Origin of the sequence: Streptomyces sp. NPDC002698, assembly GCF_042888945.1 — a bacterium.
Taxonomy (GTDB): domain Bacteria; phylum Actinomycetota; class Actinomycetes; order Streptomycetales; family Streptomycetaceae; genus Streptomyces.
Genome location: NZ_JBIAQM010000005.1, coordinates 93,835 through 117,047 on the forward strand (window position 1 = coordinate 93,835; position 23,213 = coordinate 117,047).

20 protein-coding genes are annotated in these 23,213 nt (G+C 71.9%); 8 read left to right on the forward strand and 12 right to left on the reverse strand.

The features are described from left to right. The first annotated feature begins 177 nt into the window (after nucleotides 1–177). Nucleotides 178–1,692, forward strand: coding sequence for a CehA/McbA family metallohydrolase (locus tag ACFYW9_RS09510; protein WP_389146947.1), 1,515 nt, complete (start codon nucleotides 178–180; stop codon nucleotides 1,690–1,692). Nucleotides 1,693–1,903: 211 nt separating this feature from the next. On the opposite strand, the gene ACFYW9_RS09515 is transcribed toward ACFYW9_RS09510, so the two are convergent. Both ACFYW9_RS09515 and ACFYW9_RS09520 read right to left on the reverse strand, forming a co-directional pair. After that, nucleotides 1,904–2,740 (reverse strand): calcium-binding protein, encoded by an 837-nt coding sequence (locus ACFYW9_RS09515; RefSeq protein ID WP_389146950.1) that lies wholly within the window; start codon nucleotides 2,738–2,740, stop codon nucleotides 1,904–1,906. A gap of 387 nt (nucleotides 2,741–3,127) precedes the next feature. Next, entirely contained in the window at nucleotides 3,128–3,964 is an 837-nt protein-coding gene (locus ACFYW9_RS09520; protein WP_389146953.1) for an endonuclease/exonuclease/phosphatase family protein, read from the reverse strand. 92 nt (nucleotides 3,965–4,056) lie between these two features. On the opposite strand from ACFYW9_RS09520, the gene ACFYW9_RS09525 reads away from it, so the two are divergent. Both ACFYW9_RS09525 and ACFYW9_RS09530 read left to right on the forward strand, forming a co-directional pair. Next, the gene (locus ACFYW9_RS09525) at nucleotides 4,057–4,452 is read left to right on the forward strand and encodes a nitroreductase/quinone reductase family protein (RefSeq protein WP_389146956.1); all 396 of its coding nucleotides are present in this window, start codon (nucleotides 4,057–4,059) and stop codon (nucleotides 4,450–4,452) included. Nucleotides 4,453–4,775: 323 nt separating this feature from the next. Beyond that, the gene (locus tag ACFYW9_RS09530) at nucleotides 4,776–5,624 is read left to right on the forward strand and encodes a DUF4232 domain-containing protein (RefSeq protein WP_389146959.1); all 849 of its coding nucleotides are present in this window, start codon (nucleotides 4,776–4,778) and stop codon (nucleotides 5,622–5,624) included. 26 nt (nucleotides 5,625–5,650) lie between these two features. On the opposite strand, the gene ACFYW9_RS09535 is transcribed toward ACFYW9_RS09530, so the two are convergent. Then, the gene (locus ACFYW9_RS09535; protein ID WP_389146962.1) at nucleotides 5,651–6,292 is read right to left on the reverse strand and encodes a TetR/AcrR family transcriptional regulator; all 642 of its coding nucleotides are present in this window, start codon (nucleotides 6,290–6,292) and stop codon (nucleotides 5,651–5,653) included. Between the two features lie 41 nt (nucleotides 6,293–6,333). Between ACFYW9_RS09535 and ACFYW9_RS09540 the strand changes: the two genes are divergently transcribed. Both ACFYW9_RS09540 and ACFYW9_RS09545 read left to right on the forward strand, forming a co-directional pair. Beyond that, the gene (locus ACFYW9_RS09540; protein WP_351120453.1) at nucleotides 6,334–6,564 is read left to right on the forward strand and encodes a hypothetical protein; all 231 of its coding nucleotides are present in this window, start codon (nucleotides 6,334–6,336) and stop codon (nucleotides 6,562–6,564) included. Further along, nucleotides 6,561–6,860: a type II toxin-antitoxin system PemK/MazF family toxin gene (locus tag ACFYW9_RS09545; protein WP_351859891.1), complete on the forward strand. Its 300-nt coding sequence runs from the start codon at nucleotides 6,561–6,563 to the stop codon at nucleotides 6,858–6,860. Before ACFYW9_RS09540 ends, ACFYW9_RS09545 begins: the two co-directional genes overlap by 4 nt. A gap of 242 nt (nucleotides 6,861–7,102) precedes the next feature. Here ACFYW9_RS09545 and ACFYW9_RS09550 read toward each other — a convergent pair whose 3' ends face one another. The 8 genes from ACFYW9_RS09550 to ACFYW9_RS09585 form a co-directional block, all read right to left on the reverse strand. Next, nucleotides 7,103–7,237: a hypothetical protein gene (locus ACFYW9_RS09550; protein WP_389147627.1), complete on the reverse strand. Its 135-nt coding sequence runs from the start codon at nucleotides 7,235–7,237 to the stop codon at nucleotides 7,103–7,105. Between the two features lie 99 nt (nucleotides 7,238–7,336). Continuing rightward, nucleotides 7,337–8,800, reverse strand: coding sequence for an aldehyde dehydrogenase family protein (locus tag ACFYW9_RS09555; RefSeq protein ID WP_389146967.1), 1,464 nt, complete (start codon nucleotides 8,798–8,800; stop codon nucleotides 7,337–7,339). After that, complete coding sequence (locus tag ACFYW9_RS09560) at nucleotides 8,797–10,527, reverse strand: amidohydrolase family protein (RefSeq protein ID WP_389146970.1); 1,731 nt, start codon at nucleotides 10,525–10,527, stop codon at nucleotides 8,797–8,799. The genes ACFYW9_RS09555 and ACFYW9_RS09560 overlap by 4 nt, the downstream gene beginning before the upstream one ends. 20 nt (nucleotides 10,528–10,547) lie before the next feature. Continuing rightward, nucleotides 10,548–11,669 carry an LLM class flavin-dependent oxidoreductase gene (locus ACFYW9_RS09565; protein WP_351859898.1) on the reverse strand — a complete coding sequence of 374 codons (1,122 nt, stop codon included), beginning with the start codon at nucleotides 11,667–11,669 and terminating at the stop codon, nucleotides 10,548–10,550. 98 nt (nucleotides 11,670–11,767) lie between these two features. After that, nucleotides 11,768–12,544 (reverse strand): glucose 1-dehydrogenase, encoded by a 777-nt coding sequence (locus ACFYW9_RS09570; RefSeq protein WP_351859900.1) that lies wholly within the window; start codon nucleotides 12,542–12,544, stop codon nucleotides 11,768–11,770. A gap of 11 nt (nucleotides 12,545–12,555) precedes the next feature. Then, complete coding sequence (locus tag ACFYW9_RS09575) at nucleotides 12,556–13,497, reverse strand: LLM class F420-dependent oxidoreductase (RefSeq protein ID WP_389146974.1); 942 nt, start codon at nucleotides 13,495–13,497, stop codon at nucleotides 12,556–12,558. A gap of 161 nt (nucleotides 13,498–13,658) precedes the next feature. Then, complete coding sequence (locus ACFYW9_RS09580; RefSeq protein ID WP_389146977.1) at nucleotides 13,659–15,146, reverse strand: FG-GAP-like repeat-containing protein; 1,488 nt, start codon at nucleotides 15,144–15,146, stop codon at nucleotides 13,659–13,661. Nucleotides 15,147–15,298: 152 nt separating this feature from the next. Next, on the reverse strand, nucleotides 15,299–16,558 hold the full coding sequence (locus ACFYW9_RS09585) for an amidohydrolase family protein (protein ID WP_389146980.1): 1,260 nt from the start codon (nucleotides 16,556–16,558) through the stop codon (nucleotides 15,299–15,301). 257 nt (nucleotides 16,559–16,815) lie between these two features. On the opposite strand from ACFYW9_RS09585, the gene ACFYW9_RS09590 reads away from it, so the two are divergent. Together ACFYW9_RS09590 and ACFYW9_RS09595 are read left to right on the forward strand one after the other, a co-directional pair. After that, nucleotides 16,816–19,770: a BTAD domain-containing putative transcriptional regulator gene (locus tag ACFYW9_RS09590; RefSeq protein ID WP_389146983.1), complete on the forward strand. Its 2,955-nt coding sequence runs from the start codon at nucleotides 16,816–16,818 to the stop codon at nucleotides 19,768–19,770. Between the two features lie 250 nt (nucleotides 19,771–20,020). Then, nucleotides 20,021–20,200 carry a hypothetical protein gene (locus ACFYW9_RS09595; RefSeq protein WP_351859908.1) on the forward strand — a complete coding sequence of 60 codons (180 nt, stop codon included), beginning with the start codon at nucleotides 20,021–20,023 and terminating at the stop codon, nucleotides 20,198–20,200. Between the two features lie 103 nt (nucleotides 20,201–20,303). Here the strand turns inward: ACFYW9_RS09595 and ACFYW9_RS09600 are convergent, their stop codons facing one another. After that, entirely contained in the window at nucleotides 20,304–21,932 is a 1,629-nt protein-coding gene (locus ACFYW9_RS09600; RefSeq protein ID WP_389146987.1) for a FadD3 family acyl-CoA ligase, read from the reverse strand. Nucleotides 21,933–22,030: 98 nt separating this feature from the next. Here ACFYW9_RS09600 and ACFYW9_RS09605 point away from each other — a divergent pair, with 98 nt between their 5' ends. Beyond that, a complete protein-coding gene (locus ACFYW9_RS09605) occupies nucleotides 22,031–23,179 on the forward strand; it encodes a lipid-transfer protein (RefSeq protein WP_328669672.1) in 1,149 nt (382 codons plus the stop codon). The last annotated feature ends 34 nt before the right edge of the window (nucleotides 23,180–23,213 follow it).

Sequence of the window (23,213 nt, forward strand, 5' to 3'; positions counted from 1 at the left end):
GAGGTGATCAGGTATCGGCGGGCGTGCCCGATTCGAGGCGCGCGTCATCTGTCGGTCTCCCCGCAAGCCGTCGATTCCCCCGGTGTGCACCCGCGTTCACCGCCCGCTCGCACAGTGGTCCGTGGCACTTCGCATCACTCATGTCACTGTCACACCCGGCCCCAGGGGAGCAGCAGTATGTGCGAGGACGACCACGGCATCGGCAGACGCGCGCTGTTCGTGACGGGAGCGGCGGCCGCGCTTACGTTGGGAAGCGTGACCTTCCCCAGCGGCGCGCACGCGGAAGCGGCGGACGACCAGGAGACGCGGACGGTGCGCGGCACCCTCCCCACCGGCTCCCCCGACTTCGTGTACCTCCCGGTCGAAGTACCGGCCGGGGTCGCGGAGATCAAGGTCTCCTACACCTACGAGAGGCCGTCCGTCCCGGCCGGCACGGCGGGCAACGCCCTGGACATCGGCATCTTCGACGAGCACGGCACGGAGCTGGGCGGCCGGGGATTCCGGGGCTGGTCGGGCGGCGCGCGCACGGAGTTCTTCATCCGCTCGGACGACGCGACCCCCGGCTACATCCCCGGGCCGGTCCGTCCCGGCACCTGGCACATCGCGCTCGGCCCGTACACGGTGGCGCCGCAGGGACTGGCGTACGAGGTCACGATCACCCTCACGTACGGGAAGCCCGCTCCGGCCCCGGAACCGGTGTACCCGCCCTCGCGCGCCAAGGGCCGCGGCCGTGCCTGGTACCGCGGCGACTGCCATCTGCACTCCTGGTACTCGGACGGCCGCCGCACCCCCGCCGAGATCGCGGCGCTGGCGCGGGCGGCGGGCCTGGACTTCATCAACTCCTCGGACCACAACACGCACTCCGCGCACCCGCACTGGGCGGACGTGGCCGGCGACGACCTGCTGGTCATGCTGGGCGAGGAGGTCACCACGCGCAACGGGCACGTGCTGGCGCTCGGCACGGAGCCCGGGACCTTCGTCGACTGGCGCTACCGGGCCCGTGACAACCGCTTCGGCCGGTTCGCGCGCCGCATCCGCGGGGCCGGCGGGCTCGTGGTGCCCGCGCACCCGCACGCCACCTGTGTCGGCTGCGGCTGGAAGTTCGGCTTCGGCGAGGCGGACGCGGTCGAGGTGTGGAACGGCCCGTACACCCCCGACGACGAGGTCGCCCTCGCCGACTGGGACAGCATGCTGGTCGCCTCCGTGCGCGGGGGACACGACTGGCTCCCGGCGATGGGCAACAGCGACGCGCACCGCTCCCCCGACCCGGTCGGCAGCCCGCAGACGGTCGTCCTCGCCGACGACCTGACCCGCGAGGCCATCCAGGAGGGCATCCGCGCGGGCCGCTCCTACGTCGCCGAGTCGAAACTGGTCTCCCTCACCTTCACGGTGTCCGGCGCGAAGGGCGAACACGCGGGCATCGGGGAGCGGCTGAGGGTCGCCCCGGACACCCCGGTCACCGTCCGCCTGGAGGTCACCGGCGCCCCGCGCTGCACGGTCCGCTTCGTCACCGACCAGGGCACGCTGTTCACCAGCGACCCGCTGCCGGTCGCGGGCTCCGGCACGGTGGAGTGGCGTACGACGGCGTCCTACGCGGCGTACGTCCGCGCGGAGCTGCGCCACGAGACGGCGGCGGGCCCGGTCCCGGGGGCGCTGGCGGCGTTCACGAACCCGGTCTTCCTGGGGTCGTAGCCCAAGGGGAGCGTGAGGGAGAGGGCGTGAGGGAGACCGTGCTCCCTCACGCCCGCTTCCTGGCGCCCCTGAGTTCTCGTTGATCCGGGGCCGGCTCCAGTCCTGGCCCTGGCTCTGGTCCTGGCTCTGGTCCTGGCCCTGGCTCTGGTCCTGGCCCTGGCCCTGGCTCTGGCTCTGGTCCTGGCCCTGGCTCTGGCTCTGGTTCTTGTTTCTAGTTCTGGTAGACCTTGTTGGTGCCCGCGCCGCCGGAGAGCTTGTCCGTGCCCGCGCCGCCGTGCAGCAGGTCGTTCCCGGTGTTGCCGTAGATCGTGTCGTTGCCGCTGTCGCCGTACAGCTTGTCGTTGCCCCTGCCGCCGTAGACGAAGTCGGCACCGGCGCCGGCGTGGATGACGTCGTTGCCGTCGTCACCGTACAAGTCGTTCTGGTGCGCGGTGGAGGTGCCGGTGAGACTGTCGTTGCCGGGCCCGCCGTGGCACGTGGAGTCGCAGTTGGTGAGCGTGTCGTTGCCCGCGCCGCCGTCCGCGCCCTCGCCGTAGACGCCCCCGCCGCCGTCGAGGTGGTCGTTGCCGTCGCCCCCGAACAAAATGGTGCCGCCGTCGCCCTTGATGACGTCGTTGCCCTTGCCGCCGGAGATCGTGGCCAGCGCGCCGGTGGCGGTCACGGTGTCGTTGCCGTCACCGAGGTCGGCGTTGTAGTGGTCCATGTCGCCGGTGCCGCCCACGCCGATCACCGCCGTGCACTCGACGACCTTGTGATCGGTCGCCGACGGGTAGGTGCACTTGTCCGTGGAGAAGGTGATGTTGTAATTGTCGCGGAAGGTGATGCGGAGGTAGCGGTAGTCCTCGGAGCCGGCGTCGACATACTTCGTGGTGACTCTCAGATTGTTGGTCTGCCCGGCGGCGGCTTTGTACGAGAACGTGCCGTAGGTGGCGCGGGTGATCGTGGCTGAACCCGCCGCGGCCGCCTGGGCGGTGGACACCGAGAACAGGCCTCCACCGAGAGCGAGACCGAGAGCGGCAGTGGCGGAAATTGCCCTTAACGTGCGCATGCGGAAATAACCCTTCGCGGAATCAGTGATGTTCAGGCCCGGCGAAGAAAGCGCCGGTGAATTCGCCGTCACCGCTGCCACCGTCGTCACGGCGGCCAGCGATCGGTGATCGGTGATCGAGTCGTGCGCCCGCACCTGTGTGCGGGGCTGCTGTTGTTTCTGGTTCACACGTTTGGACATCGTCCCCCGGGCGGGGGTTGTAGCGGAATTCCACCCGGTTCTCGCAGGCGGCCTTGTTTTCCCTGCCGTTAACCGACCGGACACCGGCCTGCGGCCTTCCCTTCGTTTATCGGGACCCGCCCCGCCCCCTCCGTGCTCTCGACCACCCCGGCCGCCTTCGACGCCCTTCTCCGAGCGCTCGAGAGAAACAACCGCTGCCGAAGGCCCTCAGGGCGTGTCCCGACCGCCCGGAGGGAGGGACAGGTCGGCCACGACGGCCGCGTGGTCCGAGGGCCACACCCCGTCGACCGGCCCGTCCCCGGCCCGCCGTACGGACCGGACGTGCCCGAGGCCGCCGGGGCCGGGCGGGCCGACGTGGACGTAGTCGATGCGCACGGCGGGGCTGTGCGGGCCGACATGGGCGTTCGCCGGGTCCCAGGTGGCCCAGGGTGCCGTCGGGTCGGCGTACTCCCAGGCGTCGAGGAAGACCTGTCCGGGAACCGCGGGGGACGTCTTGTACCCCCCGAACAACCGGATCTCGTCGGAGTCCGGCCAGGCGTTGAAGTCGCCCGTGACGACCGGGGGGAAGTCGGTTCCGCTCCGGTGCGCGGCGACGAACTCCGCGAGGGCGGTGACCTGTTCGCGGCGTACGCCCGAGGCGTGGATGGCCGAGGTGAGGTGGGTGGTGAAGAAGGGCACCTCGTGGGTGGGCGTGGCCAGGCGGGTGTGAAGGGCGAGCCGTCCGTCGTAGAGCTCTTCGGGGGCGGGCAGCCGCAGCACCTCCTGCGCCACCACCGGCCAGCGGCTCAGCACGGCGTTGCCGACGTCGACCGTGCTGTCCCCGATCCGCCGCTGCCAGCGGTCCGAGGCATCGGAAGCCGCCCAGGTCCAGTGCATTCCGAGCTCGTCCGCGAGCCACCCGGCGAGGTTCTGGCCGCCGCACTCCCAGACCTCCTGCAACCCGACCACGTCGGGCCGCAGTTCGCGCAGCACGGCCAGGATGGCTTTCTGCCGTTCTTCCCAGGGCCCGAACCTCCACCAGAGGTTCCAGGTCACAACCCGCATCCGCAGCCACCTGCTCCTGTCGCGCGACATCGGGGACCATTGAAACAACTCCCTTACGCCACACACCAGCCCGGACAGGAGCCCCACCGACCATGGCCCGCCTCACCGACCTCAGGTTCCGCACCACGACCGCCTTCCAGCGGCACCTCGTCAACCCGCTCGCGCGCCGGATGCCGTTCCAGACGCTCCTGGAGACCACCGGCCGTGTCTCCGGCCTGCCCCGGCGCACCCCGCTCGGCGGCCGCCGCGTCGGTGACGTCTTCTGGCTGGTCTCGGAGTTCGGGGAACGGTCGCAGTACATACGCAACATCCAGGCGGACCCGAGGGTGCGGGTGCGGCTCCGCGGCCGCTGGCACGAGGGCACGGCGCACCTCCTCCCGGACGACGACCCGGTGGCCCGGCTGCACACCCTGCCCCGGGGCAACAGCACGGCGGTACGGCTGATCGGGACGGGGCTGCTGACGGTGCGGGTGGACCTGCGGGGGTGAGGCGGCCGGGGTCCCCGCATCCCGGAAAGGCATCCCAGGCTTCCGCGTTTCCGCAGGTCATCCGGGGTGGGATGGTTCCACCGTCCCGGGTTGGGGTGCGGCTGTTGCCCCGGCTCCGCGAGGAATCCCATGCTGTGGATGTCGCACCGGCCGAGCAGGTAGTCCGCTCGGCAGCACCGGCACCCCGGCCCACCCGTCCACAGGGACACCCATGTCCTCATGCGCTCAGGACGGGCGGATGCCCGGGACGGATGCCCCGAGTGGGTGCCCGGCCGCCGGTGTGTGCGACCTCCATACGGATCGGAAGAGGAAACGGGGACACCATGAACACGCCTGCCCGCAGGAACCACAGGAGCCCGAGGAACTGGAAGTCCTATGCCCTCGGGGCCGCGGCGGCCGCCGCGCTGCTCGCGACCACGGCGTGCGATCCGGGCGCGGCCGAAGGTTCGGACAGCTCCAAGTCCTCGGCCCAGCCGAGCGCGACGGCTTCGGCGAAGCCGGGCGGCGCTTCGGGCGGCACGGGCGGCGACGGGGCCGGGAGCGGTGGCAGCAGCACGGGGGCCGGCAGCAGCACCGGGAGCGGCGGCAGCAGCACGGGCAGCGGTGGGGGAACGAGCAGCACGGGCGGCAAGAGCGGCACGAGCAGCGCCGGCGGCACGGGCGGCACGAGCACCGGCAGCACCGGCGGCAGTGGCGGCACCACGAGCGGCGGCGGCAGCACCGGCGGTGGCGGCAAGGAGACGATCGCCGCGTGCTCCCAGACGGAGCTCGGGGTGTCCGCGGTGAAGGAGCGGGACGCCAGGCACCTCGTCCTCACCGTCCAGAACGCCGGCACCAAGAAGTGCAACCTCTACCGCTACCCCCTCGTGCGGCTCGGCAACGGTCGGACCACGGCGCCCGTGATCAAGGAGAGCGACCCGAACCCGGGGGTGCCCCTCACCCTCGCTCCGGGCCAGGAGGCATACGCCGCTCTGCTCGTCGGCGGTCCCATGGACGAGTACGAGGCGAAGAGCATCACCCTCACCCTCCAGGGCAGCACCCCCGGCAGCAGCGCGGGCAAGCCGATCGACGTCCCCATGCCCGTCGCCACGTTGTACGCCAACGACTTCCAGCGTGTCACCTACTGGACGACCGCTTCCGGCTACGCCCTGGACTTCATCATGTCGAAGTAGCGAAGCGACGGACCCCGGCCGGAACCTCAACCCGAGTTGGACAGGCGGTCCAGCCACTCGGTGAACAGGGCCGTCTCGGCGGAGGTGAAGGCGGGGCTCGGGTCCTGCCGGAGCAGCGCGCCGAGGCGGGTCGCGGCGGCGGGGACGCCGGGGGCGGCGGAACCCGCCGGAGCGCCGGGGGCGGTCACGTCCGGGGTGAAGACCACCGCGTGCACCGCGTCCCGTACCCGGCGCGACAGGGTCTCGTCCGTGAACGTCGCCGGGCGGGAGACCAGCATCAGGCAGACACCGACGTTCGCGGACATGATCATCTGCGCGGCGAGCCCAGGGGCCAGGCGCAGCTTGCCCTGTCCGGCGGCACGGCGCAGGTCGGCGGTGAGGATCCGGTGGGCCTCCAGGGCCGCGGCCGGTGGGGTACGCATCGCCGGGGAGTTCATCAGGCGGTGGAGGTTCGGGTTCCGCAGGGCGAACTCGGTGTGGCCGTCCCAGCCCTCGCGCAGGTCCTGGACCGGGTCCGTGCCGGGGTGCCGTTCCCGCTTGGCCGCCAGATAGCGCTCCCAGCCGTGGTCGACGACGGCCGACAGCAGGCCTTCCTTGTCGCCGAGCCGACGTCGCGCGGCCGACGCTTCGGAGCGCCTGCCCCCGCGCTCCGGGATGGTTTTCTCCACAGTCGCCACACGCATCATCCCATTGGCCGTACGATGCTCGTATGACGGTCAACATGACGATGAGCCTGCCCGACGAAGTGGCCGCCTTCGTGAAGGCCAAGGGGAACGCCTCCGCGTACACCGCGCGGATACTGCGCCGGGAGATGCTCACCGAGGAGCTGGAGAGGTCCGCGCGGCTGCGGGCCGAGGCGGGCATAGTGATCACCGCCGCGGAACCCGTCGAGAGCGAGGACGCCACACTGGAGCGCTGGGGGCGGGTGGCGGGCAGGTGAAGCGCGGCCACGTCTTCGAGCTGTCGTTCGCCGGAGGGCCCGCGCACGTCCTGGTCGTGTCTTCGGACGCCCTCAACGAGCGGAACAAGGCAGCCACGTGCGTACTCGTCTATCCCCAGCGGGTACGCGAGGCGACCCTCGTCGACATCCCGGTCGACGCCCCTTCGTCGGGCACCATCGTGCTCGGCGAGTTCCGCACCCTCTCGGCCGCGCGCTTCACCCATGACCTGGGGCCGGTCGACGAGCGGGTCATGGAAGCCGTGGAGATCGGCCTCCGAGCCGTCCTCGACATCTAGGGCCTGTCCGGTCGATCACGGCGCAGACGCGGGGTGTGGCACGCACATCTGCGGCGTTGTCGTCAGTCGACGACGCTCCGCGTCGCCTCCCTCCTCCGCCTTGCATCTGCACGCACCACACCCCGCTCACCGGCGCCCATCAGGGAGCGTCGGTGATCTCCGCCGTGATCGACCGGACAGGCCCTAGGGTCCGTCTTCGGACGAGGAACGGGCACAGCGACGCCGCGACGAAGTCGAGCCGACTATCGACCGCCGTCCTGACGGCCGTAACGCGCCCTGTGCCAGGCCACCTGGTCGGGACTGTCCGTCGGCTTGGCGCCGAGGACCGTTCCCGACGTGATCACGTCCAGGTAGAACGCCAGGGAATGTGGTGTCAACTGGTCTTTCCTCGAGAGCTGGAGCGGCCGACCCGGCTCAGGTGACCCGTACTCCGTGAAGATCCGCCGGACAGGCTTCGGCCGCTCCGCGCCAGTGTCTCACCCCGGCCACACGATCGCCTGGGTCTCGCTGTACGCGTGCAGGGCGTACGAGCCCACGTCGCGGCCGACCCCGCTCTTCTTGAAGCCGCCGAAGGGGGCCTCCATGTTGCGGCCGACGGTGTTGACGCCGACTCCGCCCGCGCGCAGCCGGCGGGCGACGCGGAAGCCGCGGGCCACGTCCCCGGACCAGACGTAGTCGATCAGGCCGTAGTCGGAGTCGTTGGCGAGGGCGATCGCCTCCTCCTCGTCGTCGAAGGGCAGCACGACGACGACCGGGCCGAAGATCTCCTCCCGGACCACCCTCATGTCCGGTGTGCAGTCGGCGAGAAGAGCGGGTGCGACGTAGAACCCGCTGGGCAGGGAGGGCCGTTCGCCGCCGGTCACCACCCGTGCGCCTTCCTTGCGGCCGAGTTCGACGTAGGACTCGACGCGGTCGCGGTGGGCCGCCGAGATGACCGGGCCGACCACCGTGCCCCGCTCCCGCGGATCGCCCACCTTCAGGTGCCCGGCGTAGGCGGCCAGTTGCTGCACCAGCCGGTCGTACGCACCCCGCTGGACCAGTACCCGCGTCGGCGCCGTGCAGATCTGCCCGCTGTAGAAGGAGAAGGTCGTACCGATGCCCGACACCGCCGACCTCAGGTCCGCGTCCTCGAAGACGATCGCCGCGCCCTTGCCGCCCAGTTCCATGAGCTGGCGTTTCATGCCGCGTCCGCACACCTCGGCGATCCGCTGCCCGACCGCCGTCGAACCGGTGAAACTGACCATGTCGACGTCCGGGGAGTCGACCGCCGCCTCGCCGGACTCCGCCGTCGAACCGCTGACCACGTTCACCACGCCCGGCGGCACGCCCGCCGCCTCCAGCGCCTCGGCCATCCGGTACACGGACAGCGGGTCCTGCGGGGCCGGCTTCACCACCACGGTGTTGCCCATCGCCAGAGCGGGGGCGATCTTGCCCGCCGGGTTGGCCCAGGGATTGTTGTACGAGGTGATGCAGGTGACCACGCCGACGGGCTGGCGCACGGCCAGCGCGCCCATCACGGCGGCCCCGCCGAAGGGACCCGCCTCGTTGATCTGCGGCGGCAGCGCCCTCTCGACCGGTTCGGGCCGCGCGTAGCGCCGGAAGCGGGCCACCCCGACCCCGACCTGCATGCCGCGCGCCGTCCCGGTGGTGGCGCCGCTCTCCGCCTGAGCGAGGTCGGCGTACGGCACGAAGTCGCGCTGGATGAGGTCCGCCGCCCGCGCGAGGACGCCGGCCCGCTCCTCGGCGGGCGTGCGCGACCACGGTCCGAAGGCCTCGCGGGCCGCCGCCGCGGCCGCGTGCACCTGCGCCCGCGACGCCTCGGGGGCGAGCCCGACGGCCTTCTCGGTCGCCGGGTCGGTCACCTCGTAGAAGCCGTGGTCGGGCGTCACCCACGCTCCGCCGATGAACAGCCGCTGCCCGGTGCTCCCGGAGGCCGTCACCGGGTGCTCACCGTCCTGGTGTCGCGGCCCGACCGCAGCACCTTCCCCGGCACCGCGCCCGTCACCACGTCGTCGCGGATCGCCTCGGTCCCGTTGACCCACACGGCCCTCACCCCGATCGCCCGGGAGTCGAGCCGCGGACTGTCACCCGGCAGGTCGTGCACCAGGGTGGCCTTGCCGGCGTCGATCCGCTCCGGGTCGAAGAGCACCAGGTCCGCATGGAATCCCACCTCGACGCGTCCGCGGTCGCGCAGCCCGAACAGCCGCGCCGGGTCGTCCGTCAGCATCTTCACCGCCTGCTCCAGGGAGGCGAGCCGGCGTCCGCGCAGACAGTCGCCGAGGAACCGGGTGGTGTACGGGGCCCCGCACATGCGGTCCAGATGGGCGCCCGCGTCGGAGCCGCCGAGCAGGACGTCCTGGTGCTGCCAGGTCTCGGCGCGCAGCGCCCAGGAGTCCGGGTCGTTGTCGGTGGGCATGGGCCACAGGACCGTGCGCAGTTCGTCGGCCGCGCAGATCTCCACCAGGCACGCGAAGGGCTCCTGGCCGCGTTCGGCGGCGATGTCCCGCACCACGCGCCCGGTCAGGCCCTCGTTCGCGGCGCTGTAGGTGTCGCCGATGACGTACCGGCCGAAGTCGGCGAGCCGCCGGAAGACCCCCGCCTCCTTGCTGTCCGCGCGGCGCAGCATCTCGGCGCGGACCTCCGGGTCGCCGAGCTTCGCCATGCGTTCCGGAACGGGCAGCGCGAGGACCGGTCCCCAGCCGGGGATCAGGTTCAGGGCGCAGAAGGTGCCGAGCGACATGTTCATCGGGGTGAGGATCGGCATGGTGAGCGCGACGACACGGCCGCCGGACTTGCGGGCGCGTTCGCTCGCCTCCAGCTGGCGCGGGACGCGCTCGGGGACGGCGGCGTCGATCGTCAGGACGTTCCAGTTGAGCGGGCGGCCCGCGGCCGCGCTCATCTCCACGAACAGATCGATCTCGGCGTCGCTGAACTGGTCCAGGCAGCCGGCCACGATCGCCTCGATCTGGGTGCCCTCGTGCTCCCCCACGGCCCGGGAGAGGGCCAGCAGTTCGGCGGGGCCGGCGTGCCGGGAGGCGACCGGCTTCCCGTCGCCGTCGGAATGGGTGGAGGACTGGGTGGTGGACAGGCCCCAGGCACCCGCTTCCATGGCCTCGTGGAACAGCCGCAGCATGGCGTCGAGCTGTTCCCTCGTCGGCTGTCCGCCCACGGCGTCGGGGCCCATCACGTACCGCCGCAGCGCGCAATGGCCCACCATGAAGCCCGCGTTGACCGCGATCCGGCCCTCCAGGGCGTCGAGGTAGTCCCCGAAGGTGTTCCAGTTCCAGGGCGCGCCCTCCTCCAGGGCGACCAGGGACATGCCCTCGACCCTGGACAGCATGCGGCGCGTGTAGTCGGCGTCCTCGGGGCGCTCCGGGTTCAGCGGGGCGAGGGTGAAGCCGCAGTTGCCGCCCGCGACCGTGGTGACCCCGTGGTTCAGGGACGGGGTCGCGTACGGGTCCCAGAAGAGCTGGGCGTCGTAGTGCGTGTGCGGGTCCACGAAGCCGGGGGCGAGGACGAGTCCGTGCGCGTCCTCGCTCGTCCGGGACGGCTCGGTGACCGCGCCGATCACGGCGATCCGGCCGCCGCGCAGGCCCACGTCCGCGGTGCGGGCGGGCGCTCCCGTCCCGTCCACGACGGTCGCGCCCTTGATCACGTGGTCGAGCATCGCGGAAGTACCTCCTGGACCTAGACGGCGGCTTGGCGGAAGCGGGTGGTGCGGTGCACCGGGTCCGTGTCGATCTTCGGGATCACGTGCTCGCCGATCAGCCGGATCGTCTGGAGCGTCTCCTCCTTGGGGACGCCGACGGGCAGTCCGAAGCTGAGCTGGTCGGCGCCGGCCTGCTCCCAGCGCTTGCACTGGGTCAGCACCTCGTCCGGGTCGCCGCAGATCAACAGCTCCTCCTCGATGAGGAGTTCGACGAACTCGGGGGTGTACTCGGGGAGCGTCTCGGGCCAGACGGGGAAGCCCTCGGGGCGCGGGAAGGTGTCGTGGTAGCGGAAGACGAGGGAGGGCAGGTAGTGCAGCCCGCCGCCGACCGCGATCCGGATCGCCTCCTCGTGGGTGGGCGCGCAGATGGCGGTGGTGGTCACCATGACGTTGTCGTTGACGAAGTCGCCGATGGGCTCGGCGTTCACGACGGCGGTCTTGTACTGCTCCAGGACCCACTCCATGTCGGAGACCTTCTGCACGCTGAAGCCGAGCACGCCGAGGCCCTTGCGGGCGGCCATGGAGTACGAGGGCGGGGACCCGGCGGCGTACCACATCGCGGGGTGGGACTTCCCGTACGGCTTGGGCAGGATCTTGCGCGGCGGCAGCGACCAGTGCTTGCCCTGGAAGCCGGCGTACTCGTCCTGGAGCCACATCTTCGGGAACTCGGCGATGGTCTCTTCCCAGATCTCCTTGGTGAAGTTCATGTCGGTGATGCCGGGGAGGAAGCCGAGGATCTCGTGCGAGCCGGCGCCGCGGCCGGACCCGAACTCGAAGCGGTTGCCGGTGAGATGGTCGAGCATGGCGACCTTCTCGGCGACCTTGACCGGGTGGTTGACCTGGGCGAGCGGGTTGAAGATGCCGGAGCCGAGGTGGATGCGGTCGGTGGCGTGCGCCAGATAGCCGAGGTAGACGTCGTTGGCCGAGAGGTGCGAGTACTCCTCCAGGAAGTGGTGCTCGGACGCCCAGGCGTACTTGAAGCCGGACTTGTCCGCCTGGATGACGTACTCGGTCTCCTCCATCAGCGCCTTGTGCTCCGCGAGCGGGTCGGTCAAGGCCCGCTTGCCCACGTATCCCTGTACAAAGAGCCCGAATTCCAAGGAGGTTCACCGTCCCCATCCAGTTATCTGACATACCGTCAGATTCTTTGAGCCGACTGTTCCACCGCGCGCGTGGACCGTCAATAGCTGATGCGTCGTCAGAGAACGCTGACGCCGGCGAGCCAGCCGCCGTCGATCACGAAGGGCTGCCCGGTGATGTACGAGGAGTCCTCGCCGGTCAGGAACAGGGCCAGCCGGGCCACGTCCTCGGGGCGGCCGATCCGGCCGAGCGGCACGAGCTTGCCGTAGAACGCGTCGAGCGCCCGCGAGGCATCCTCGCCGTCCGCGCCGCCGGAGAGCTGCGCCGGGTTGCTCATGGCCGTGTCGACGGCGCCCGGGCAGACGGCGTTGACACGGATCCCCTTGTCCGCGAGTTCGAGCGCGGCCACCCGGGTGAGTCCGACGATGGCGTGCTTGGTCGCCGCGTACGCGCCCACGTACGCCATCCCCGTGAGCCCGGTGAAAGAGGCCGTGTTCACGATCGTGCCGCCCCCGGCCTCGGCGATCTCGGGCGCGAGGGTCTTGATCCCGAGGAACACCCCGACCTGGTTGACCTGCACGATCTGCATGAACTCGGCCAGCGGGGTGTCGACGAGCGCGTTGAAGCGCAGGATGCCGGCGTTGTTGACCAGCCCGTCGATCCGCCCGTACGCGGCCTTCGCCGACGCGACCGCCGCCGTCCAGTCCTCCTCCCTGCCCACGTCCAGGTGCACGTAGTGCGCGCCGATCTCCCCGGCGAGCTCCCGCCCCTGGTCGTCGAGCACGTCGGCGACGATCACGCGCGCGCCCTCCGCCGCGAAGAGCCGCGCCTCCTGCTCGCCCTGCCCGCGCGCGGCGCCGGTGACGAGGACGACCCGTCCGTCCAGCTTGCCCATGCCGTGACTCCCTAGTTGAGGTGGGGCGCGACGTCCGCGCCGAACGCCGCCATCTGGTCCGTGAGTTCGTCGCGGCTCCGGCTGCGGAACCGCACCTGGATCTGGTGCACGCCCATCGCGCCGTACTCCCGCAGCGACGCGGCCAGCGCCTCGGGCGGACCGCTCAGCGTCCGCCGCCCGACCTCCCAGCCGGGCTCTCCCACGTACAGCGGCTCGGTGATGGCGCCGATCGTGAGGGGTTCCCCGACGCCCGCCTCGGCGCGCAGGGCCGTGAGCCGGGCGATCTGCCCCGGCAGCCGGTCGCGCGGATCGCCCTGCGGCAGCCAGCCGTCGCCGCGCAGCGCGGCCCGGCGCACGGCGGCGGGCGAGGAGCCGCCCACCCACACGGGCACGCGCCGCTGGGCGGGCCGGGGCCGCTGCCCGAGGCCCTCGAAGTCGTAGGTCTTGCCGTGGTGGACGGGGAACTCGTCCGGCCCGAGCGCGGCGCGCAGGGCGTCGATCGTCTCGTCGAGGACGGCCCCCCGGCGCTCGAAGTCGGCCCCGACCGCCTCGAACTCCTCCCGTACGTGCCCGGCGCCGACCCCGAGGATCAGCCTGCCGCCGGAGAGGTGGTCGAGGGTCGCGTACTGCTTGGCGGTGACGAGCGGATGCCTGAGCCCGACGATCGCGACATGGCTGAGCAGCCGTACGCGCTCGGTGACGGCCGCGAGGTGGGCGAGCGTGGCGACCGGGTCGTACCAGATCGTGCTCATGGCGCCCGCGAGCCGGCGCGGAATGGCGACGTGGTCACAGCTCGCGATGTAGGCGAATCCGGCGCGGTCGGCGGCGCGGGCGATCTCGACGAGGTCGGCGGGACCGGCGGCGGCTTCCCAGGGTTCCGCGTAGAGGGTGCTCTGGGACTGGACGGGGAGCTGGATGCCGTAGGAGAGGCGTTCCTCGGACGGGACGGGCACGACGACCCCCTTGCCTGACTGACGGCCCCCCGACTGCCTGACGGTCCGTCAGATTGAATGGGACTCGCACATAGTCGTCGCTGACGCCACATCAGACAAGGGGCAGCCCCGGCGGAACGTGTCCGCCGGGGCTGCTGTCCGGGAGAGGCCCGCAGGGTGCGTCAGCGGCCGAAGCCGTAGCCGAACCAGGAGTTGTTGACGGGCGCGCCGAGGCCGACGGGCCCGAAGGCGGCCGAGCCGGAGGCGGTCGGGCCGGAGGCGGTGGAGCGGAAGGCCCAGACGGCGCCGATGGAGGCGTTCTCCCCGTGCGCGGAGACGTACAGCTCGGCGCGGCCGTCGCGGTTGACGTCGGTCAGCGTGGTGTACCCGCCGAAGAGGTCGTTCTTCTCGGCGGTGCCGGGCACGCCCGTGGTGTTCTGGCTGAAGGACACGGCGCCTTTCCCGGTGAGGCCGGACGCGCCGCCGCGCAGCACGGCCGCCGCGCCCGCCGAGGAGAGCGTGCCGATGGCCTCGCCCGGGGCACCGACGGCGACGTCCGCGTACCCGTCGCCGTTGACGTCCCCGACGGAGACGCCCGAGCCGAAGCGGTCGCCCTTCTCGGACACTCCGGGCACGCCCGCCGTGTTCTGGTTGATCACCGTCGTACGGGAGACGTCGGGCCCCTTCGCCGAGCCGTACACCACGCCGACCTGGCCGCCGAGGCGCGCCGGCTCGACGGAATCCTCCCCGCGGCTGCCGAAGGGGCGCCCGATGACGAGGTCGGCGTACCCGTCCTTGTTCACGTCGCCGACGCCGAGGCTGGAGCCGCCGGGCACCCAGGTGTCGTCGGCCCGCGTCAGTTCGACCGGGGCGCTCAGCCCCTGCCGGGTGCCGTGGAGGTATTCGACGCGGTAGCCGACGCCCGGCCCCTCCTCGTCGGGGGTGTGGATGAGGGCGACGAGGTCGGTGACGCCGTCGTGGTCGACGTCCCCGGCGGCGATGTCGTCGACATGGTGGGGGTAGTCGGGGACGTCGTCCGTGTCGAGGACGAGGTTCCCGGTCGCCGCGGCACCGGCCGTGCGGGTGAACGGACCGGACAGCAGCCGGTTGTCCGAGGCCACGTCGAGGTGACCGTCGCCGTTGAAGTCGCCGACGGTGGCGTGCCGGGGCCTGACCTGGTCGAACATGGAACCGGTCGCCACGACCGTGCCGCCGGACAGCCCCGCCTTCCCGCCCCAGACGACGGTCAGGGTGCCCACCTCCTGCGCGTTCCCGACGTCCTCACCGAACGCGCCGACGACCAGGTCCGCGTAACCGTCGCCGTCCAGGTCACCGAAGGACAGGCCCCAGCCGAAAAAGTCCAGGGACTCGGAGTCGTCGGGTATGCCGGGCGCGTCCTGGCTGACGATCTGCCGGTGCTTGGTGTCCAGCCCCTTCGAGGAGCCGTACACGACGCTCACGTAACCCGAACTGGCGTACCCGCCGGCCATGCCGTACGGGGCGGCGACGGCGAGGTCCGCGTAACCGTCGCCGTTGAAGTCGGCGCGCACGCTCGTCGCCCCGGCGCCCGCCGTACCGGCCGCGTGCGCGCTCACCGGGCCGGTGACGGCTCCGGCGACGGCCACGGCGGCCACGAGTCCGAGGCGAGAGCCGAACCTGCGTCTTCTCATGGGGAACCCAACTCCTGCGGTAAAAGAGCAGCCGTCCGATGGAGGAGCCAAGATCATCGCTCCTCCGCCGGTACGACTCCCCCGGTGGCCGCAGGGTTGCCCCGGAGGACGGCCGGAGTTCCCGCAACGTTCACCGGACCGGGCCCGGGCCCTCAGCCCGCCCAGAGCCCGTCCTCCGTCAGCCCCAGCAGGCCGATCGCGTTCCCCCGCACGATCCGCTCGACGACGTCCGGGGCCAGGTGCCCCATCTGGGCCTCGCCGACCTCCTTCGACTTCGGCCAGGTGGAGTCGGAGTGGGGGTAGTCGGTCTCGTAGAGGACGTTGCCGACGCCGATCGCGTCGAGGTTCCGCAGCCCGAACGCGTCGTCGAAGAAGCAGCCGTACACGTGGTCGGCGAACAGCTCGGACGGCGGCCGGTGGACCTTGTCGGCCACCCCGCCCCAGGCCCGGTTCTCCTCCCACACCACGTCGGCGCGCTCCAGGATGTACGGGATCCAGCCGATCTGGCCCTCCGCGTACATCACCCTCAGGTTCGGGAAGCGCTCGAACTTGCCGCTCATCAGCCAGTCGACCATCGAGAAGCAGCAGTTGGCGAAGGTGATCGTCGAGCCGACCGCGGGCGGCGCGTCGGCCGAGGTCGACGGCATCCGGCTGCTGGAGCCGATGTGCATGGCGATGACGGTGCCCGTCTCGTCGCACGCGGCGAGGAAGGGGTCCCAGTCGTCGGTGTGCACGGACGGGAGCCCGAGGTGCGGCGGGATCTCGGAGAAGGCCACCGCGCGCACACCGCGGGCGGCGTTGCGCCGCACCTCGTCCGCCGCGAGCCGGGCGTCCCACAGCGGTACGAGCGTGAGCGGTATCAGGCGCCCGCGGGCGTCCGGCCCGCACCACTCCTCCACCATCCAGTCGTTGTAGGCCCGCACCGAGAGAAGGCCGAGTTCACGGTCGGCCGCCTCGGTGAACGTCTGCCCGCAGAACCGGGGGAAGGTGGGGAAGCAGAGGGCGGACTGGACGTGGTTGACGTCCATGTCGGCCAGCCGCTGCGGCACGTCGTACGAGCCTGGGCGCATCTGCTCGTACGTGATGATCTCGAGCCGGATCTCGTCACGGTCGTAGCCCACGGCCGTGTCGAGGCGGGTGAGGGGCCTGCGCAGGTCTTCGTAGACCCACCAGTCGCCGACGGGACCCTCGTCGCCCGGAGCGCCCATCACGGGGGCGAACTTCCCGCCCAGGAAGGTCATTTCCTTCAGGGGCGCGCGAACGATGCGGGGGCCTGTGTCCTGGTACTTCGCGGGCAGCCGGTCCCGCCAGACGTCGGGCGGTTCGACCGTGTGGTCGTCCACCGAGATGATCCTCGGGAAGGCGGTCCCTGCGTCCGCCGAGCGGCTCTGCGCGCTTTCCGTGGTCTCCATACCGGCCACGGTAGCGCTGATCTGACGACCCGTCAGCTATCCGGGAGCTGCCTGTGGGCGGCCCGCCCGGCGTCCGCCGGAGCACCCGGCGGACGGCGGCGCGCGGATGAATAAGCGGGGAAGTGTGAGGAGCCTGTGTGAGGACCGTGTGACCTACCGGGCCACGCCTTGTGATCGCTGTCTCGCACGGCTGACGCATCCGCCATGAACAAGGCAAACTGGCCTCGTTGTACTGACAGTTCGGCAGGGGGACAGCGATGGACGGTGTGCCGCGCGTACCGAAGCAGTGGCATCCGGGCTCCGAGGAGCCCGCGGCGTTGCGCTTCAGCGTGCTCGGCCCGGTGCGCGCCTGGCTCGGCGACGATCCGCTGCCGGCCGGGTCCCCGCAGCAACGCGCCCTGCTGGCCGCGCTGCTGCTGCGCGACGGCCGCACCGCCACGGCCTCCGAGCTCATCGACGCCCTGTGGGGCGACGAGCCCCCGTCCCAGGCGCTGGCCGCCCTGCGGACGTACGCCTCCCGCCTGCGCAAGACGCTCGGCGCCGAGGTGCTGGTGAGCGAGTCCGGCGGCTACGCCATCCGCTCCCTGCGCGAGGGCGCCCTCGACCACGTGAACGCCCAGGAACTCGCCGCCGACGCCGAGAAGGCACGCGCGGCGGGCGATCTCTCCCGCGCCCGCGACCTGCTCCGGGACGCCCTCGCCCTGTGGGACGGCGAACCCCTCGCGAGCATCCCCGGCCCCCACGCGGAGACCCAGCGGGCCCGCCTGGAGGAGTGGCGCCTGCAACTCCTCGAATCCTGCCTCGACATGGACCTGGAACAGGGCTTCCACGCGGAGGCGGTCTCCGAACTCACCGCGCTCACCGCCGCGCACCCGCTGCGCGAACGCCTGCGGGAACTGCTGATGCTGGCGCTGTACCGCTCCGGCCGCCAGGCCGAGGCCCTCGCCGTGTACGCGGACACCCGGCGGCTGCTCGCCGACGAACTGGGCGTGGACCCGCGGCAGGGGCTGAGGGAACTCCAGCAGCGCATACTCCAGGCGGACCCGGGCCTCGCCGAGCCCTCCGCCCCGAAGGCGGAGCCCGTCGTCGCCCTCGTCCGCCCGGCCCAGCTCCCGGCGACCGTCACCGACTTCACCGGCCGGGCGTCCTTCGTACAGGAACTGAGCGACGTCCTCGCCGCGGCGTCCACCGAGGAGGGCCGCGTCATGGCCGTCTCGGCGCTCGCGGGCATCGGGGGCGTCGGCAAGACCACCCTCGCGGTGCACGTGGCCCACCAGGCCCGCGCCGCCTTCCCCGACGGCCAGCTCTACGTCGACCTCCAGGGCGCCGGGTCGCGGGCGGCCGAACCGGAGACGGTCCTCGGCGCCTTCCTGCGGGCCCTGGGAACGGCGGACTCCGCGATCCCCGACTCGCTGGAGGAACGCTCGGCCCTCTACCGCTCCGTCCTCGACGGGCGCCGCGTCCTGGTCCTGCTGGACAACGCCCGCGACGCCGCCCAGGTACGGCCGCTGCTGCCCGGCATGGAGGGCTGCGCCGCCCTGGTGACCTCGCGCATCCGGATGGTGGACCTGGCGGGCGCCCATCTCGTGGACCTCGACGTGATGTCCCCCGAGGAGGCGCTGCAGCTCTTCACGAAGATCGTGGGCGAGGAACGCGTCGCCTCCGAGCGGGAGGCCGCCCTCGACGTGGTCGCGGCCTGCGGCTTCCTCCCGCTGGCCATCCGGATCGCCGCGTCCCGGCTCGCCGCCCGCCGCACCTGGACGGTGTCGGTGCTCGCGGCGAAGCTCGGCGACGAGCGCCGCCGGCTGGACGAACTCCAGGCCGGCGACCTGGCCGTCAAGGCCACCTTCGAACTCGGCTACGGCCAGCTGGAGCCGGCGCAGGCGCGCGCCTTCCGGCTGCTGGGCCTCGCCGACGGCCCGGACATCTCCCTGGCCGCCGCCGCGGCGGTGCTCGACCTCCCGGCCGAGGCGACCGAGGACCTCCTGGAGTCCCTCGTCGACACCTCCCTCCTGGAGTCGGCGGCCCCCGGCCGCTACCGCTACCACGACCTGGTCCGCCTCTACGCGCGTGCGTGCGCCGAACGCGACGAACAGCCCCCGAGCGAACGGGCGGCGGCCCTGTCCAGGCTGCTGGACTTCTACCTGAGCACGGCGGCCGGGGTCTACGCGATCGAACGCCCCGGCGACCGCCTGGTGGACCATCTGGAACCGACGGCGTACGCCGGGCTGACGTTCGAGGACCGGCACCGGGCGCAGGACTGGCTGTACTCGGAGGCGATCTCCCTGCTGGCGTGTGTCCGGCAGTCCACCAAGGACGGATTCCTCCGGCGCTCGGTCGACGCGCTGTGGGCCTCCGTGGACCTGGCGGAGTCCGGCACGAACTCCAAGGCGTACGAGGGGGTCGCCTCCGCGCTGCGGGAAGCGGCCCAGGAGGCGGCCGACGCGCACGCCGAGGCGCGGTCCCTGGTCACCCTGGCCTACGTCCACTACTACACCGGCCGGTTCGACCCGGCCCGCGAGGCCGCCGCGCAGGCCCTCGAACTGGCCGCCGAGACGGACCACCTGACGAGCTGCTGGGCCTCCAACACCCTCGGGGTGATCGCTCTCCTGCAGAACCAGTACGAGGACGGCGAGGCGCATCTCACGCGGGCGATCGAGAGCTTCCGGGCCTGCCAGGACCGGGCCGGCGAGGCCAGCGCCCTGTGCAACCTCTCGCGCATCCACCTCGCCACCGGACGCACCGGCAGCGCCGTGTCGCTGGCCCAGCAGGGCACCGACATGTACGACGACATGGGCCACGCGCTGAAGGGCGCCAACGGCCGTTACGCGCTGGGCCTCGCCCTCACCCAGAGCGGCCGGCTGGCGGAGGCGACCGCCCGTCTCGGAGAGGCGCTCGCGGTGTTCCGCAACAGCCGCCAGCGGCTGTGGGAGGGCATGTCCTTGTTCCGCCTCGCGGAGGCCGATATCGCCGCCCAGCGCCCGGCCGCCGCGGCGACGAACGCCGAGACGGCCCTGACGGTGCTGCGCGGCATCGGCGGCGAGTGGCGCCGGGGCAATGTCCTCGTCGTGCTCGGGCAGGCGCTGAACGCGATCGGCCACTCCGGCCGGGCCCAGGTCTGCTGGCGCGAATCCCTGGACATCTTCCAGACGTTGGGGGCTCCGGAGGCCGCCACGGTCAGGGCGCTCCTCAATCCGCTGGCCGTCGCCTAGGGCTCGTCAGACAAGCCCTAGGGGCCGTCCGGGACTTCATAGGCGTTCGCATGCCGGGGCGTTCATCGTTCGTTTATCGCGGCCCGGCAGTCTCTGTGTTGTCGATCCGTCGCGTCGGGGGGCAGACGGAACGACCTGAGGCCGTAGCACTAAGGTAATCGGCCCCGAGTGCCCGTCCGGCGGCCCACGGGGGAGCTGCCGGACGGGCCGCTCCAAACAACGCACCAAGACTGTCAGGGGGACAGCCACCATGAGCGACACCAACAGCACCGACAACATCCACGCCACGGACGAGCCGACGGGCGGGGCTTCCACGGACAACATCCACGCCACGAGCGAGCCGCTCACCGGCAAGAACCCGATCACCAAGGACGACGGCACCGGCGACGCCTCGACGGACAACATCCACGCGACGGACGAGCCGGTCTAAGTCCCACCTGGGGGGGGCGGACTTACACCACACGGGGATCGACCGCGGCGGCGCGGAGGGGGAGCCGCCGCGGTCGCCGTGCGTCCGGGGGCCCGGCACCCGGCTACCGCCCCCGCAGCTCCCCCTTCACCACCTTCCCGCTCGCGTTGCGGGGCAGTTCGGTGACGAAGGCGATCGTGCGGGGCACCTTGTAGTTGGCCATTTCGCGGCGGGACCAGGTGATCAGGTCGTCGGCCGTGAGGGCGGAGCGCGGGCGGCGGACGACGTAGGCCCTGCCCACCTCGCCGAGACGGCTGTCCGGTACGCCGACGACCGCCACGTCGGCGACCTCGGGGTGCAGGCCGAGGAGCTGCTCGATCTCCGCGGGGTAGGCGTTGAAGCCGCCGACGATGAACATGTCCTTGATCCGGTCGGTGATGCGGAGGTTGCCCTCGGGGTCGAGGACGCCCACGTCGCCCGTGCGCAGCCAGCCGTCCGGTGTCAGGACCTCCGCCGTGGCCGCCGCGTCCTCGAAGTAGCCGCTCATCACGTTGAAGCCGCGGACCAGGACCTCGCCGGGGGATCCGGGGGCCGCCGGGGTCCCCGAGGCGTCCACCACCCGCACCTCGGTGTCCGGGATCGCCCGGCCCGAGGTCGAGGCGATCACCTCCGGCCGGTCCCCCCTGCGGCACATGGTGACGATGCCGCTCGCCTCGGAGAGGCCGTACGCCGTCAGGACCGTGTCCACGCCGAGCTCCGTGCGCAGGCGCTCGACCAGCCGCAACGGGACCACGGCGGCGCCCGTCACCACCAGCCGCAGCGCGGAGAGGTCGTACGTGTCGCGGGCGGGGTGGTCGAGGAGGGACTGGTGGAGGGTGGGCGGGCCGGGGAGGACGGACACGCGTTCCGCGGCCACGTTCGCGAGCACCGTGTCCACGTCGAACACCGGCTGCGGCACCATCGTCGCCCCGCGCATCAGACAGGCGATGATCCCGGCCTTGTAGCCGAAGGTGTGGAAGAAGGGGTTCACGATCAGATAGCGGTCGCCCTCGCGCAGACCGGCGAGGTCGCTCCAGATCGCGTAGCCGCGCAGCGTCTGGGCGTGGGTGATCAGGGCACCCTTCGGCCGGCCCGTGGTGCCCGAGGTGAAGATGATGTCGGAGGGCGAGGCGCCGGACACGGCCGCGCCCCGGCGGCGCACCTCGTCGCTCCCCACACCCTCCCCGTCCGCGAGGAAGTCCTTCCAGGTACGGAAGTCGGCGGGAGCGTCGTCCGCGAGGACGACCACCCGCTCCAGGTGCGGAAGGCCGGGGAGCGGACCGGCGCCGGGGCCGGCGACCTCCTGCCCGGCCCCTTCCCCGGGCTCCCCCGCCGCCCGGCGCAGCGAGGCCACGTAGGACGTGCCGAGGAACGTTCCCGTCACGAAGAGCAGCTTCGCCCGGCTCCTGGCCAGCACGTACGCCGCCTCGGCGCCCTTGAAGCGGGTGTTGAGGGGGACCAGGACCGCTCCGGCGGACACCGCGCCGAGGGCGGAGACGATCCAGTCGAGGGTGTTCGGGGCCCAGACGGCCACGCGGTCGCCCACGTGGACACCGCTCGCCACGCAGGCGGCCGCGGCGCGCTCCACCCGGGCGCCCAACTCCGCGTAGGAGACGCGCGTCCGGCCCTCGACGACCGCCTCGCGGTCCGCGAAACGGGCCGCCGCCGACCGTACAAGGCCCGGGACTCCGCCCCACTCCAGGTCACCGCGCATCGTGTACCTCCCGCCGGAACACCACTAGCTGACTGACCGTCAGATTAGCTGTAGCCTGACGGACTGTCAGCAGCCGGGACCGTGTGCGGAGGTCACCCATGCCAGGGCTCAAGGACGCCACAGCCGTCGTCGGAATCGGACAGACCGCCTTCGCGAAACACCTCCCGGAGTCCGAGAAGACTCTGGCCTGCCGAGCGATCCTCGCCGCCCTCGACGACGCCGGCATCGCGCCCGCGGAGGTCGACGCGCTCGCCTCCTACACCATGGAGGAGACCGACGAGGTGGAGGTCGCCAAGGCCGTCGGGCTCGGCGACCTCACCTTCTTCAGCAAGGTCGGCTACGGGGGCGGCGGTTCCTGCGCCACCGTCGCGCACCTGGCCGCCGCCGTCACCGCCGGCCAGGCGACGGTGGGCGTGGCCTGGCGCTCGCGCAAGCGGGGCAGCGGGCCGCGCCCCTGGAAGAACACGGCCGTCCAGCTCCCCACCCCGGCCCAGTGGACCCGGCCCTTCGGACTGCTGCGGCCCGCCGACGAGATCGGGATGCTCGCGCGCCGGTACATGCACGAGTACGGGGCGACCCGCGACCACCTCTTCAACGTGGCCCTCGCCTGCCGCAACCGGGCCAACCAGAACCCGGCCGCGATGATGTACGAACGCCCGCTGACCCGCGAGATGTACATGACCGCCCGCTGGATCAGCGAACCGCTCTGCCTCTTCGACAACTGCCTGGAGACGGACGGCGCGCTCGCCTGCGTGATCGTGTCCGCCGAGCGGGCCCGCGACTGCCGGCAGCGGCCCGTGTACGTCCACTCGGCCGCCCAGGGCCTGCCCGCCCAGCACCACGGGATGGTCAACTACTGGAACGACGACCCGCTCACCGGGCCCGCCTGGACCGCCGCCCGGCACCTGTGGAAGCACGCCGACCTCACCCCCGAGGACGTGGACGTGGCGCAGATCTACGACGCGTTCACGCCCCTGATACCCCTCTCGCTGGAGGGGTACGGCTTCTGCGGGCGCGGGGAGGGCGCGGCCTTCACGGAGGGCGGCGCGCTGGAGATCGGCGGACGGCTGCCGGTCAACACCGGGGGCGGCGGGCTCAGCGAGGCCTACGTGCACGGCTTCAACCTCATCAACGAGGGCGTGAAGCAGTTGCGGGGCACGAGCACGGCACAGGTGCCGGGAGCGGCGACCTGTCTGGTCACGGCGGGGGAAGGGGTCCCGACCTCCGCACTCCTGCTGAGGAGCTGAGGAACCGGGATGGCTGAGATGACCGAGATGACCG

Excerpts from the sequence above, each read along its gene's own strand:
- ACFYW9_RS09510 (WP_389146947.1), top strand. The coding sequence starts at position 178 with ATGTGCGAGGACGACCACGGCATCGGCAGACGCGCGCTGTTCGTGACG.
- ACFYW9_RS09515 (WP_389146950.1), bottom strand. The coding sequence starts at position 2,740 with ATGCGCACGTTAAGGGCAATTTCCGCCACTGCCGCTCTCGGTCTCGCT.
- ACFYW9_RS09520 (WP_389146953.1), bottom strand. The coding sequence starts at position 3,964 with ATGCGGGTTGTGACCTGGAACCTCTGGTGGAGGTTCGGGCCCTGGGAA.
- ACFYW9_RS09525 (WP_389146956.1), top strand. The coding sequence starts at position 4,057 with ATGGCCCGCCTCACCGACCTCAGGTTCCGCACCACGACCGCCTTCCAG.
- ACFYW9_RS09530 (WP_389146959.1), top strand. The coding sequence starts at position 4,776 with ATGAACACGCCTGCCCGCAGGAACCACAGGAGCCCGAGGAACTGGAAG.
- ACFYW9_RS09540 (WP_351120453.1), top strand. The coding sequence starts at position 6,334 with ATGACGGTCAACATGACGATGAGCCTGCCCGACGAAGTGGCCGCCTTC.
- ACFYW9_RS09560 (WP_389146970.1), bottom strand. The coding sequence starts at position 10,527 with ATGCTCGACCACGTGATCAAGGGCGCGACCGTCGTGGACGGGACGGGA.
- ACFYW9_RS09570 (WP_351859900.1), bottom strand. The coding sequence starts at position 12,544 with ATGGGCAAGCTGGACGGACGGGTCGTCCTCGTCACCGGCGCCGCGCGC.
- ACFYW9_RS09580 (WP_389146977.1), bottom strand. The coding sequence starts at position 15,146 with ATGAGAAGACGCAGGTTCGGCTCTCGCCTCGGACTCGTGGCCGCCGTG.
- ACFYW9_RS09585 (WP_389146980.1), bottom strand. The coding sequence starts at position 16,558 with ATGGAGACCACGGAAAGCGCGCAGAGCCGCTCGGCGGACGCAGGGACC.
- ACFYW9_RS09590 (WP_389146983.1), top strand. The coding sequence starts at position 16,816 with ATGGACGGTGTGCCGCGCGTACCGAAGCAGTGGCATCCGGGCTCCGAG.
- ACFYW9_RS09595 (WP_351859908.1), top strand. The coding sequence starts at position 20,021 with ATGAGCGACACCAACAGCACCGACAACATCCACGCCACGGACGAGCCG.
- ACFYW9_RS09600 (WP_389146987.1), bottom strand. The coding sequence starts at position 21,932 with ATGCGCGGTGACCTGGAGTGGGGCGGAGTCCCGGGCCTTGTACGGTCG.
- ACFYW9_RS09605 (WP_328669672.1), top strand. The coding sequence starts at position 22,031 with ATGCCAGGGCTCAAGGACGCCACAGCCGTCGTCGGAATCGGACAGACC.